This window comes from Streptomyces sp. NPDC020845 (genome assembly GCF_044334165.1).
Taxonomy (GTDB): Bacteria; Actinomycetota; Actinomycetes; order Streptomycetales; family Streptomycetaceae; genus Streptomyces.
Window position 1 is genome coordinate 1 of sequence record NZ_JBIRSJ010000025.1, and the last position, 13,219, is coordinate 13,219.

General features: G+C 69.3%; 8 protein-coding genes. 6 read left to right on the plus strand and 2 right to left on the minus strand.

What is annotated here, in order from left to right; translation table 11 throughout:
• The first annotated feature begins 111 nt into the window (after positions 1-111).
• From ACH4U7_RS46800 to ACH4U7_RS46820, 5 genes are all read left to right on the plus strand, one after another.
• Positions 112-2,799: an SDR family NAD(P)-dependent oxidoreductase gene (locus ACH4U7_RS46800; RefSeq protein WP_398533956.1), complete on the plus strand. Its 2,688-nt coding sequence runs from the start codon at positions 112-114 to the stop codon at positions 2,797-2,799.
• Positions 2,796-3,650 carry a 3-hydroxyacyl-CoA dehydrogenase family protein gene (locus ACH4U7_RS46805; RefSeq protein WP_398533875.1) on the plus strand — a complete coding sequence of 285 codons (855 nt, stop codon included), beginning with the start codon at positions 2,796-2,798 and terminating at the stop codon, positions 3,648-3,650. Before ACH4U7_RS46800 ends, ACH4U7_RS46805 begins: the two co-directional genes overlap by 4 nt.
• 89 nt (positions 3,651-3,739) lie before the next feature.
• Positions 3,740-3,991, plus strand: coding sequence for an acyl carrier protein (locus tag ACH4U7_RS46810; protein WP_385616475.1), 252 nt, complete (start codon positions 3,740-3,742; stop codon positions 3,989-3,991).
• A 23-nt stretch (positions 3,992-4,014) separates the two neighbouring features.
• A complete protein-coding gene (locus tag ACH4U7_RS46815; RefSeq protein ID WP_398533876.1) occupies positions 4,015-5,205 on the plus strand; it encodes a hypothetical protein in 1,191 nt (396 codons plus the stop codon).
• A gap of 1 nt (position 5,206) precedes the next feature.
• Positions 5,207-7,957 carry a condensation domain-containing protein gene (locus ACH4U7_RS46820; protein WP_398533877.1) on the plus strand — a complete coding sequence of 917 codons (2,751 nt, stop codon included), beginning with the start codon at positions 5,207-5,209 and terminating at the stop codon, positions 7,955-7,957.
• Positions 7,958-8,094: 137 nt separating this feature from the next.
• On the opposite strand, the gene ACH4U7_RS46825 is transcribed toward ACH4U7_RS46820, so the two are convergent.
• Together ACH4U7_RS46825 and ACH4U7_RS46830 are read right to left on the minus strand one after the other, a co-directional pair.
• Positions 8,095-9,912 (minus strand): ABC transporter ATP-binding protein, encoded by a 1,818-nt coding sequence (locus ACH4U7_RS46825; RefSeq protein WP_398533878.1) that lies wholly within the window; start codon positions 9,910-9,912, stop codon positions 8,095-8,097.
• Positions 9,909-11,723, minus strand: coding sequence for an ABC transporter transmembrane domain-containing protein (locus ACH4U7_RS46830; protein WP_398533879.1), 1,815 nt, complete (start codon positions 11,721-11,723; stop codon positions 9,909-9,911). Before ACH4U7_RS46830 ends, ACH4U7_RS46825 begins: the two co-directional genes overlap by 4 nt.
• A 98-nt stretch (positions 11,724-11,821) precedes the next feature.
• Here ACH4U7_RS46830 and ACH4U7_RS46835 point away from each other — a divergent pair, with 98 nt between their 5' ends.
• Positions 11,822-13,207 (plus strand): condensation domain-containing protein, encoded by a 1,386-nt coding sequence (locus tag ACH4U7_RS46835; RefSeq protein ID WP_398533880.1) that lies wholly within the window; start codon positions 11,822-11,824, stop codon positions 13,205-13,207.
• Positions 13,208-13,219: the final 12 nt, after the last annotated feature.

A 13,219-nucleotide genomic window follows, 5' to 3' on the forward strand; every position in this document is an offset into this window, starting at 1 on the left:
CCACAAACCCAACACCCCCGACGCATCCCCCTCCCCACCTACCCCTTCCAACACCAACACCACTGGCTCCCCCACCCCACCAAAACCACCACAGCATCAGATCAACCCGGAATCCATCCGCTTCTCGACCAAGCCCTGCTCAAGAGTATGGGTCAATCGGTGTTCCTCACGGAATTCACACCGGAACGGCAGTGGGTGCTCTCCGAGCACAAATTACTCAACGAATCCATCGTCCCCGGCACCACCTATCTCGAAATGGCACGCGCGGCGGTTTCGGAGCATTTCGGCCGACCCGCGACCGAAATCAAGGACGTACACTTCCTCACCCCCATGCTGGTACGTGCCGAGGAGCGCAGGACAGCGCATACGACCATCCGGGAGACGGGCAACGGAATCGTCGAATTCGCCGTCGCCAGCCAAGGGCCCGGCGGCGGTCAGTGGACGATGCACGTCCAGGGGAGCGTCAGCGTCAACCCTCTGCCGCAGCCGGCCCCGAGCCGGGACCTTGCGGAGTTGCGGGCCCGCTGCGCCCTGGAGGTCGTCGATGTCGGCGTGCGCCAGGCCGAGCACCAGTCCATGTGGTTCGGGCCGCGCTGGCAGAAGAGCCTGACCGAGGTGCACATCGGTGTGCGAGGCGCGCTCGGTCTCCTGTGCCTGCCCGATGCGTATCTGTCGGACTGCGCGGATATGCCGCTGCACCCGGCACTGCTCGACCTGGCCACCGGATTCGGCGGATTCGCCGTGCTCGACAGTGAGGTCGACCGTCAACGGGCCCGCGAGGACCGGGGGTTCTTCCTTCCCGTCGGATACGACTCCCTGCGCATCCACGCTCCCCTGCCACCCCGGGGCGTGAGCTTCATCCAGCCGCACCCCGGATACGAGGGAGCCCAGGAGGTCCGCAAGGTCGACGTGGTGATCTGCGACGAGGCGGGGAACACCGCCATCGACATCAGCGGGTTCACCGTCAAACGCGTCTCGGACCCGCACCGGACCGTGGCCCGGCTCAGTGGCGCCGCCCGCCACCATACGCTGCGCTGGGTCGCCTCACCGGCCACACCCGGCGGACCGGAGCAACCACCGCCGCCCCGCAGGGCCCTGGTCGTCGGCGACCACCCGGGGGCCACCGATGAATTGAGCGCGCGGCTGCGGACACGTGGCGTGGACGTCACGGAGGTGACCCTCGCCGAGACCTGGGACGCGGACGCTCGGGCCGAGCGCTTCCGCGTGCCGCCCACGGCGCAGGGGTTCGGTCGGCTGATCGACACACTCTCACCGGATGAGCTCAGCCGGCTCGACGAGGTCGTGTACATCGCCGGGGCGGCCCCCGATGACGTACAGAGGGAGCCGTCGGCGCTGGCCGGTCATCTCGGGCACAGTGTCGAAGGCTTCTTCCACCTCGTGAAGACCCTCTCCGAGCATGGCGCCCCACCGGGCAGACTGAGCGTCGTCGCGCCCTGCGTATCCCGTGTCACCGGGCATGAGGCGGACACACATCCCGTTCACGCCACGCTGTTCGGCATCGCGAAATCGGTCGGCCTGGAGAACGGTCATACGGACGTTCTCTGCCTCGACATCGCGCCGGACACCTCCCTCGAGGCCGTATGCTCGGAACTGCTCGGCGCTCGTGTGCCCGGCGCGGTCGCGCTGCGTGACGGCCGACGCCATGTGGCGGAGCTCGTACCCGTGGATCTCACGGCGACCGCGCCGCCAGGAGCGCCCCGCCCGGACGGGGTGTATCTGATCACCGGTGGCCTGGGCGGGCTGGGCCTGGAAGTGGCCCGGCAGCTGAGCCGTAGCGTCCCCGGGATCCGGTTGGCGCTCGTCGGCCGGACCCCGGTGCCACCGCCCGGCCGCTGGGACGGGACACCGGAGGCCGACGACCGGTTGCGCGCGCGGATCGAAACGCTGCGTGAGCTGTCGACGAACGGCGCGCGGGTGCGTACGTACCGTGCGGATGTCACCGACCTCGCGCAGATGGCGGCGGTCGTGCGTGCAGTGCGGGACGAGTGGGGGGCCATCGGCTGTGTGGTGCACGCGGCCGGAGTGGCGGGCAACGGCTTTCTCTTCCGTAAGGACTGGGACACCTTCCGGCAGACGCTGGCGCCCAAGGTGCTGGGCGCCACCGTGCTCGATCTCGTCACCGACGACGAACCCCCTGCGCTGATGGTCAACTTCGGCTCGACCGCCTCGGTGTTCGGGGTGGCGGGACAGAGCGACTACACGGCCGCCAACAGCTATCTCGACCACTTCGCCGAACACCGCACGGCGCGTGGACGGCCGACCGTGACGGTCGGCTGGTCCGACTGGATCGGGGTGGGCATGGCGAGCGATCACGGGGTCCAGCGGGACCAGGGCTTCTTCCGTTCTCTGTCCATCGAGGACGGAATCGGGAGCTTCGAGGAGGTCCTTGTCTCCCGCTGTACGCGCGTGATCGTCGGCGAGATCAACCACGGCAGGCCGGCGGCCCCGGAGAGCGACGGTCCATCCACGGCCGGCCCCCGTGGGCAATCGGCTGCGGACCCCGACGTCACCCTCCTGGGCAGGGAGAACGGCCGGTACAGCGAGCTGGAGATCGGACTCACCCGGATCTGGGCCAAGGAACTCGGGCTGTCCGAGCTGAACATCCACGCCAGCTTCTTCGATCTCGGCATCGACTCGCTCAACGCGTTGCGCATGGCTCAGAACATCGAGAAGCGCCTGGCCCTGCGGGTTTCGATGGCCGATCTGTTCCGTTACGCCAGCATCGCCGAACTCTCCGCGTACCTGACCGACGACAAACGAAAAGGTGGCAGTTCATGAGCATTCGCACGGTGGGTGTCATCGGCGCCGGCACGATCGGCCGCAGTGTCGCGCAGTCGCTCGCACAAGCGGGGGCGTACGAGGTGGTGCTCGTCGATATCGCGCAGAGCCAGCTCGACGGCGCGCTGAAGCAGATGGAACGCGAGCTGCGGTTCCAGAAGGTGTTGAGCGCCCAGGAGCTCGAGAGCAGCCCCGAGACGATTCTCGCCCGGATCACCACGGGGACGGAACTGGCAAAGCTGGCCGATGCCGACTTCATCGTGGAGAACGTCACCGAGAACTGGGACATCAAGCGCGCCGTCTACGAGGAGATCGACACCGTCTGCCGCCCCGGGGTGATCTTCGGGGTGAACACCTCGGCGGTGCCGATCACCCGGGTCGCCTCGGTGACCTCCCGGCCGGCCGAAGTCCTCGGCATGCACTTCATGAACCCCGTCCCGCTCATCGGGACGGTCGAGGTGGTCCGAGGACACTTCACCTCCGATGCCACCCTCGACACCGCTCTCGACCTGCTCAAAAACCTGGACAAGGAAGGCATCGTGGTCCAGGACTCACCCGGTTTCATCACCAACCGGGTGCTCATGCTGACCATCAACGAGGCCATCTACTGCGTCCAGGACCAGGTGGCCACCGCCTCACAGGTCGACCGCATGTTCAAGGGGTGTTTCAGCCACAAGATGGGCCCGCTGGAGACCGGCGACCTGATCGGCCTGGACACCATCCTCAACTCGATCAACGTCCTGTACGACAGCTTCAAGGACAGCAAGTACCGGCCGGCCCCGCTGCTGCAGAAGATGGTCGACGCCGGGCTGCTGGGCCGCAAGAGCGGCCAGGGCTTCTACGTGTACTGACCCCCGCTGCCACACCGCCACTTCAGCACGCAGGGCGCACCGTCGGCTCAGCACGCAGAGCGCACCGTCACTTCACTCAGGGAGCAGCGATGAACCACGACGAGGCGAGGAAACTGGTCCTGAATTTCCTGGCACCTCAGCTCGGTGGGCACACACCGGCCGAAGACGACGACATATTCGCCCTCGGGTATGTCAATTCCCTGTTCGCCGTGCAGCTCGCGGTCTTCGTGGAAAAGGCGACCGGAACGGAACTCGGCCCCGACGACATGGACTTCGAGAACTTCCGCACGACCGGGGGCCTGGTCCGGCTGATCACGTCCAAGACGGCGACCGCCGCGTGAACCGTCCCGACAGGCCCCTTGGCATGAGGATCGAGCTGCGTACGCCCGTGCCGGAGCGGTTGGCTGCGGAGATCGAGCGCCGCCTCTTCTTCGTGTCCCCGGATATCACCGGATACGAGGTGACGGCGGCGGACGGTGAGATAGCGGGGCTCACCGTGTACTCCCCGGTGCCGCTGGACCGGGCCGCCCTGACCGAGAAGGTCAACCATGTGGTCGACAGCGAGGTGCGGCCACAGCTGGCGACACGGCCCAAGGCGATCTGGGCCTCGCCGCACCATCGCCAGACCCGTCCCGACCTGTTCGACCGGCTGGTGCGCGAGGGCGCGGTGAGCGAGACGGGCGAGGGTCAGGTCGCCATCGGCGAGCCGCTGCTGTCGCTGTTCGCGTACTTCGACCGGGCGATACGAGACATCCTCGCCCAGGACTTCCAGGCGCGTGCCTACCGCTATCCGACGCTCGTCAAGGCCGAGGCGCTGGCGACCGCCGGTTACTTCGCCTCGTTCCCCCAGCATTTGATGTTCGTGACGCGTCTGCACAACGACATTGATGTCTACCGGGATTTCCTGGAGCAATACGGCGGCAGGGGGCTCGACTCCGCAGTGCTCGGGTCCTGTGCGAATGTGGACTATTGTCTGCCGCCCACGATGTGCTACCACACCTTCCAGCAGCACAGCGGGCGGACTCTGGACGGCGACCGCCTCCATGTGGTGACGTCACGGGGGAAGTCGTTCCGGTTCGAGGCGGGCTATGCGACGACGCTGGAGCGCCTGTGGGACTTCACCATTCGCGAGATCGTGTTCATGGGGGCGCGTCAGCAGGTCATCGAGGCGCGTGACCGCTTTATGCGGAAGATCTTCGGGTTCATGGAAGAGCTTGGGCTGTCGGGGTGCTGCGAGGTCGGCAACGACCCGTTCTTCGGCGGTACGGATGCCTCCGAGCAGATCTGGTCCCAGCGGCTGCTGGAGCTCAAGTACGAACTGCGGCTCGATGTCGCTCCGGACCGGTCCATCGCCGTCGGCTCCTTCAATTTCCACGACGACCTGTTCGGACGCCGTTTCGGCATCGACCACGGCACGGACGGCCCCGTGCGCAGCGGATGCGTGGGATTCGGTCTGGAGCGTCTGGTCTATGCGTTCCTGTGCCAGTTCGGCACCGACACCGCCGAGTGGCCCGCCACCGTGCGCGAGGGCGTACGGTCCGTGGACGGAGGCTGAGATGGCCGATGCCCAGGCCGGCGGCCGGGCCCCGCGTACCCAGCGGGAGGAAATCCTCTGTGCGGTGTTCGCGGAGGTGTTGGGTGCCGACCAGGTGTCGGCCGACGCGTCGTTCTTCGATCTCGGTGGCAACTCGCTGCTCGCGACCCGGCTGCGGAACCGGATCAGGAGCACCCTTGGCATCAGCGTCGCCCCGCGCACAGTGTTCGAGGCCCCGACGGTGGCGCTGCTGGCCGAGCGCGTGGGCCGGGTGAACCGCGCCCCGCTGCCCAGGATGCGCCCCATGGAGCGTGGCGACGAGGTTCCGCTGTCGCCGACGCAGCGCCGACTGTGGTTCCTGAATCTGCTGCACGGGGAGACGGGGAACTACAACATGCCGCTGGCCCATCGGCTGAGCGGTCCCGTGGACATCGCCGCCCTGCGCAGCGCCCTGGGGGACCTGGTCGACCGGCACGAGTCGCTGCGTACGGCCTGCCCCGACTGGGACGGCCGGGCTCAGCAGGTCGTCCTCGACCCCGACGAGGCCCCGGTGGAGTTGCCGGTCGTCCCGGTCACGGAGGACGCGCTGTCCGCCGCCTTGGCCGCCGAGGCCCGTCATGCCTTCGACCTCACCACCACGACGCCGGTGCGCGCCCGGTTGTTCCGGCTCTCCGACCACGAGCATGTGCTGCTCCTCGTCATCCACCACATCGCCTGCGACGGCTGGTCGACGGTGCCACTGCTGCGGGATCTCGCCGAGGCCTATACGCACCGGCGCGGCGGTGCGCCACCGCCGTGGAGCCCGCTGCCCGTCCAGTACGCCGACTACAGTCTGTGGCAGCACGAGGTCCTGGGCAGGGCCGACGACCCGGACAGCGAGCTCAGCCGCCAGTCGCGTTTCTGGCAGCGTGAACTGGCGGGTATGCCGGACCGGCTGGGGCTCCCCACACCGCGCCCCCGCCCCGACACCCCCTCCCATCGGGGTGGCCGCGTCACCGCCAGGGTCTGCGCCACCACGCATCAGGCCCTGTACGACCTGGCCCGTGAGACCGGCACCAGCGTGTTCATGGTCGTCCACGCGGCGCTGGCGACACTGCTCACCGCGCGCGGGGCCGGCTCCGACATCGCCATCGGCACGCCCACGGCGGGACGTACTGACGAGATGCTGGACGATCTGGTCGGCTTTTTCGTCAACACCCTGGTGCTGCGGACCAGGACGGGCGGTGACCCGACCTTCCGGGAGCTGCTGGCCCGGGTGCGGAATGTGGACCTGGCCGCGTTCGCCCATCAGGAAGTGCCGTTCGACCAGCTGGTCCAGGTGCTCAATCCGCCACGGTCGCCGGCCTGGCATCCGTTCTTCCAGGTCATGCTCGCGTTCCAGAACAACGCGGCCCCCGAGTTCCGGCTGCCGGAGCTGACGGTGCGGGCCGAGCCGGTCTACGAGGAGAGGACCCGCTTCGACCTGCGTTTCGAGCTGGTCGAGGCCTTCTCGGACGGCCGGGCGCCGGACGGTGTGCACACCACGCTCACGTACGCCCTCGATCTGTTCCCGCCCGAGGAGGCGCGGCGGCTGACGGCCGAGTTCATCGCCCTGCTCGACACGGTGGCCGACGAGCCCGACCTGCCGCTCAGCGCGCTCGGCGGAGCCGACGTACGCCTCTCGGCTCGGCAGCGCCCGGCACGGCGGCGCGATCGCCGTCCCACCGCCACGCCGGCGGTGTCGGCGGCCGACCTCACGGGTGGCCCCCGGCTGGCCTTCGTCTGCTCGCCGTACGGTCAGCAGTGGGTGGGCATGGGGCGCCGGCTGTACGCCGCCGACCCGGTGTTCCGCGACGCCCTCGACGAGTGCGACCACGAGCTGGCCCGGCATACGGGCTGGTCCCTGGTGCGGGAGCTGTTTCTCGACGAGCCGGAGGCCAGAACCGGTGACGTGGGGGTCATGCAGCCGGTCGTCTTCGCGCTGCAGGTCGGCATCGCGCGCGCTCTGGAGGCCGCCGGGGCCCGCCCGGAGGCGGTTGTCGGACACAGCGTCGGGGAGATCGCGGCGTGTGTGATCGCGGGGACCCTCGACGTCGCGGACGCGGCGCTGCTGATCTGCCACTACAGCGGTCAGCAGCGCCGCGTGGCGGGCCCTGACCGCGGCATGGCGGCCATCGAGCTGTCGGCGGCCGAGCTCGACGCGTATCTGGCGGAGCGCGGCGGCGACCGGGTCCATGTGGCGACGAAGAACGGGCCGCGGACCACGGGGCTGGCCGGGGACCGGACCGAGCTGGAGGCGATCGTCGCGGAGCTGACCGAACGCGATGTGCCATGCGCCATGATCCGTGTCGACCTTCCCGCCCACAGCCCGGCCATCGACCTGATCGCGGATGATCTCAGGAAGGCCGTCGAGGGGATCACGGCGCGTCCCGGGCACCTTCCGATGGTGTCGTCGGTGACGGGCGACTGGCTCGACTGGACGGACATCACCCCGGACTACTTCGTCAGAAACCTCCGTCGGCCGGTGGAGCTCGCCGCGGCGACCAGGCGCCTGCTGACGGAGAAGTACAACGTCCTGGTCGAGATCAGCGCACACCCGGTGCTGGTGCCCGCGCTGCGGCAGAGCGTGGCGGACGGCGCCACGGCGGCCGCCGTCCTGTCGACGATGCGCCGTGCGGAGGACGACAGGACCGGAGTACGGGAGGCCCTGGGCGCCCTCGCGCGGCTCGGTGTCGAAGTGGCGAGCGCCAAAGGACGCGCCCCTGTCGGGAGAGGGGGCACCTCCCAGCGGTAGCGGGGGAGAGACCAAGCGTCGGAGCGAGGTACGAGCGACAGAGCGCAGTGTCGAGGAGCGTCTACAGGGGACCTGAGCGCCCGGAGACAGGCGAGCCTCAAAAAAGGGGGGATGGGGACGGATGGGGAAGTGGCAAGTCAGGATCCGCCGTGCCAGGAACTCCAGAGCCGGGCGTAGGCGCCGCCGTGGGCCACGAGCTCATCATGGGTGCCCAACTCGGTGAGCCGCCCGTCGGCCATCACGGCGACCCGGTCGGCGTCGTGTGCGGTGTGCAGTCGATGCGCGATGGCGATGACCGTACGTCCTTCCAGCACCGCGGCCAGGGCACGTTCGGTGTGGCGGGCGGTCGTGGGGTCAAGGAGCGCGGTGGCCTCGTCGAGTATCAAGGTGTGCGGATCGGCCAGGACCACTCGGGCCAGGGCCAGTTGCTGGGCCTGGGCGCCGTCGATCCGGTGTCCGTCGGCGCCCACCTGTGTGTCGAGCCCGTCGGGCAGCCCTGCCGCCCATTCGGCGCCCACGACGGCCAGCGCCTGCCGCAACTCGTCGTCGGTCGCGGCCGGAGCCGCGAGCAGCAGGTTGTCGCGCACCGTACCGGCGAACACATGGTGTTCCTGGGTCACGAGGACGATCTGTCTGCGCAGTCTGTCCGGGGCGAGGGTGGCGACCGGAACACCGCCCACCGTCACCGCGCCGGTCCGCGGCTCGTCGACGCCGGCGAGCAGTCGGCCGAGCGTGGTCTTGCCCGCCCCCGACGGACCGACGACGGCGATGCGCTCGCCGGGGCGGACGCTGAAGTCCACGCCGTGCAGCACGTCCTCACCGCCGCCGTCATAGGCGTAGCGGACATCCCGTACCTCGATGCGGTCGTCGGCCGGGGTGGGCGCGTCGGCATCGGTCCGCCGCTCCCTCGCCACCAGGCCGACGCCCTCGATACGGGCGAAGGACGCCCCGCTGCCCTGCAGTTGCTCCATCCACAGGAGGACCGTGTCCATCGGTGTGGACAGCTGCCGGAAGTACATCGCCATGGCCACCACCGTGCCCAGGCTCACCGCCTTCTGTTCGAGCAGCGCGCTGCCCGCCATCAGCACCGCGACCACCGGCAGGACCTGGGAGACGTCGATGGCGGGAAACAGCACGCTGCGCAGGAACAGGGTCCGGTGCTGAGCACTCCGGACCCGCTCGATGGCCGCCACACAAGCCGCGACGCGGCGTTCCTGGAGGCCAAGGGCCTCCACGGTGCGGGCGCCTGCCGCCGTGGTGACGAGTACTTCCGCCAGTGCGGAGTCGGCCGCCCCCTCGGCGAGATAAGCGGGGTGGGCGCGGCGCAGATACCACCGGGCCGCGAACCAGATGCCGAGCAGCGCGACGACCCCGATGCCGCCGAGGATCGGGTCGAGAGCGAAGGCCGCCCCGAGGACGAAGAGCACCTGGACCATGGCCATGGACACCTCGGGCCCCGCGTCGCGCAGCGTCGTGCCCACGGTGGCGATGTCATTGGTGCCGCGGGCGGTGAGGTCGCCGGTGCCACCGCGTTCGGCGGCTGACGCGGGCAGCGCGAGCACCCGGTCGACGAACTGCTCGCGGATCCGCGCCGATGTCCGTTCGCCGAAGCGGTGGCCGGCGTACCGGGCGTACCGGGAGAGGAGCAGCTGGGCCAGCGAGCAGACGAGCATGGTGACGGCGAGGCGGTCCACGTCGGCCACGGTGCCGCCGCGTTTGACAGTGTCGACGATGCGGCCGAGCAGCCAGGGCCCGACGAGACCGGCGGCCGCGGCCAGCGCGTTGAGGAGGACCACCACGGTGAAGGCGCGGCCGTCCGCTTTGATCAGCCCGAACGCGGCCCGGCGGGCCCGGCGAGGGTCTGCTACGGGCAGCAGCCCGGAACCCGGTCCGGATTCGGGTTCGGGTTCGGGTTCGGGTTCGGGCGAGGACGCCGCCTTGGTCCCGGTCTTCATCGGGCGGTCCTTTCGGAGGGACGGGCGGACGGTCCAGGTCTCCGGTCGTCGTGAGTCGTGTCCCCGTCCCCGCCCTCGTCGCCGTCCTCGTCCTCCCCGCCCCGGGAGACGAGCCGGCGGTAGCCGGGCTGTGAGCAGAGCAGTTCGCGGTGGCCGCCGACGGCGGCGGCGACGCCATCGACCAGGTAGTACACGGTGTCCGCGTGGTCGAGGAGGAGTGGCGAGGTGGTGGTGACGAGGGTGGTACGGCCGGACCTCGCGGCGCGCAGCCGGGCCGCGACGACCGCTTCGGTGTGCGCATCGACCGCCGAGGTGGGTTCGGTGGCCAACAGCACCTCGGGGTCGGCCGCCAGGGCGCGGGCGAGGCGTACGCGCTGGCGCTGGCCGCCGGAGAGGTTGCCGCCCTGCGCGGTGATAGCCGCTTCGTGCCCGTCGGGCAGCGCGTGCACGATGTCCTGCGCGGCCGCGGTGTGCACCGCCGAGGTGAGGGTCCGCTCGTCCCGGTCGTGCCGCCCCGAGATGACCTCGCGCAGCGGGCCGGAGAAGAGGTCGGCATCGTTGTCCGCGACCACGATCCGGTCGCGCAGATCCGCGCGGGCGAAGGTGTCGAGGCGGGTGCCGCCCCACACGGCCGCCGAGTCGACGAACCCGGCGAGCCGGTCGACCACCAGCGAGGTCTCCGCGGCGACGGCGCCGACCAGTGCGGTCAGTTCACCGGGGGCGACCGTGACGCCGGAGTCCGGGTCGTGGAGCTCGGACGGGGTCGGAGGCGGGGCGGCGGCGGGGGTGGGGTCGGGCCGTTCGGGGCGCAGATTGAGGAAGCGGATCACCTGGCGGGCGGCGACCAGCCCGCGGCCGAGGTCGTAGCCTCCTTCGATGAAGAAGGACACGGGCACGACGAGGACCGCGACATAGCCGTAGACCGCGACGAGTTCGCCCACGCTGATGCTCCCCTGGGCCGCGAGCCGGGCCGCCAGCCAGGTCACCGCCGCCAGGAACAGCGTGGGCAGGCCGAGTCCGAGCGCCTGGATCCAACTGGTCACCGCGCCGACCCGGTATCCCTCGGCCATGAGCTGCCGCGATTCGCGCCCGTAGCGCTGGGCGTACATGCTCTTGCCGCCCAGCCCGTTCAGGACGCGCAGTCCGCCGGCCATGTCCACGAATCGGGCGGTGAGGGTGCCCTGGTGGGCGCGGTACGCCGTTTCCACGCTCTGGAGTCGGCCGAGGAGTGGGCCGACCAGCACGGCCAGCAGCGGCACACCGAGCAGCACCACGACGGCGAGCAGCACGGAGACGGAGAAGAGCAGCCCGGCGACCACGCCATAGGCGAGTGCGGCGCCGACACCGGGCCCGGTGATGGTCAAGGTCTGGCTGATCCGCCAGACATCGGAGATGCCGATGGTGACGACTTCTCCGGCGGTGACATGACGGGGCAGTTCCGCGCCCAGCCGGGTGGCCTGTCCGACCACACTGCGGACCGTACGGAAGACGGCGTCCATCCTGACCTTCGTCATCGTGCGGTGCCGCATGATGCCCAGCCAGGCGTTGAGGACGCCGACTCCGAGCAGGGCCGCGACCCAGCCCATGAACGCCCCCGAACGGCCGGGCACGAGGCCGTCGTCAATCGCCCGGGACAGCAGATACGGCGGAAGGGTCAGTCCAACCATCCATAAACTGCCCAATAGCGAGCCGGTGACAATGCGATGGCGCTGGCTGGTGATCAGCCACCATAGGTAACGCCCCGCGCTGCGAGAGTCCGGAACCCCAGGGTCCGTGTCAGATTTCCTCACCGCACACACACTAGTTGACATGAGCCCACCATGAAGCAATAATAACGTGCGGCATATGACCACAACCGAACCAGTGCAGCAGCATCTCTCAACCGTGCGACTGCAGACGGGGATGGGTGATGAAAGATGCCGCGACGCCGAGCCCTGAAGGGACGGCTTTCTCACTGTCACACGCGCAACGCGGACTCTGGCTCCTCAAACTGCTCGATGGCACCGGGACAGAACAGAACCTTCCGATGTGGACCGATCTCGGTCCCGGAACAAACCGCGAACGCACGGAATTTGCGCTAAATTTTCTGATCGCCCGGCACGACACGCTTCGACTCGTATTCAGCACCGGGCCCGACGGGCCCCGCCAATCCATACTCCCCCACTACCGGTTCGAACTGCCGCTGTCCGATCTCACGTCATACGCCGATCCAGCGGAAGAGTTCGACCGCCAGGTACGCGCTGACAACGCGAAGCCCTTCGACTTTTCCCGCCCCCTCCTGAGAGGTTGTCTGTTCAAGCTTGCCGGTGACCAATTCCGGCTCTATCTGAATGTGCACCATCTGATATCGGACGGCCTCAGCAACGCGATTGTGCAGCGTGAGCTGATAGCCCTCGTCGACATGCTCGACAAGGGCGCGCCCCCTGACCTGCCGGCGCTGCCGACGTCCTACGAAAGCCATGTCCGCGAGGAGCCGGCATGGCTCGCGAGCCCGGAAGGCGCCGCTTCGGCCGCGTATTGGCGTGCGGAGTTACACCCTCCGCTGCCCCGGCTGCGCCTCGCCGACGGCGGGCGCCCCGCCACCTCGCCGGGAGGCACCGCCTTCGCCTCCATGACGTTCCATCTCGACGCGGAGACCACCGCGGCGGCCCGGGCGGCGGCGCGCGGTGTGCGCGTCACGGTCAACACCCTGTTCATGAGCGCTTACGCCGTCGCCCTCACCCAGCTGACCGGCGACGACGACCTGATCATCGGCGTGCCGTTCTCCGGGCGCCACTCCATGGAGCTGATGGAGCTCGTCGGGCTCTTCGCCAATATGGTGGCGGTCAGGGCCGATCTGTCGGGCGCCGTCACCTTTGCCGACGCGACGGCGCTGGTCAACGAGAAGAGTCTGCGGGCGTACGAGCACAGCCGCTACCCCTTCGACCTGGCGGTCGAACAGGCCAACCCCCGGCGCGACGGCGGGCGGAACCCCACCTTTCTGACCATCTTCCAGGTGGCCGCCTTCCTGCCGCCCGAGCATATGGCTCCACAGGTCGACGTCGGGTTCTACGGAAAGCCGGACGCCGACCGCTTCGCGTTCCGCGTCAACTACGACACGGGTCGGCTGACCCCCGAACGGGCCGCCGCCCTGGCGGCCGCCTTCCGGACGGTCGTCGCCCGCGTGACCGCCGATCCGTCCGTGCCCCTCGCCGAACTGCGTCCGGCAGCGCCGGCGGTTTCGCAGGCAGCGGTTACGCGCGGCAGCCGGCTGCAGCGCCTTATCGACGCACGGCATCGCGCGCGCGAGGAGTGAGACCGACACCGG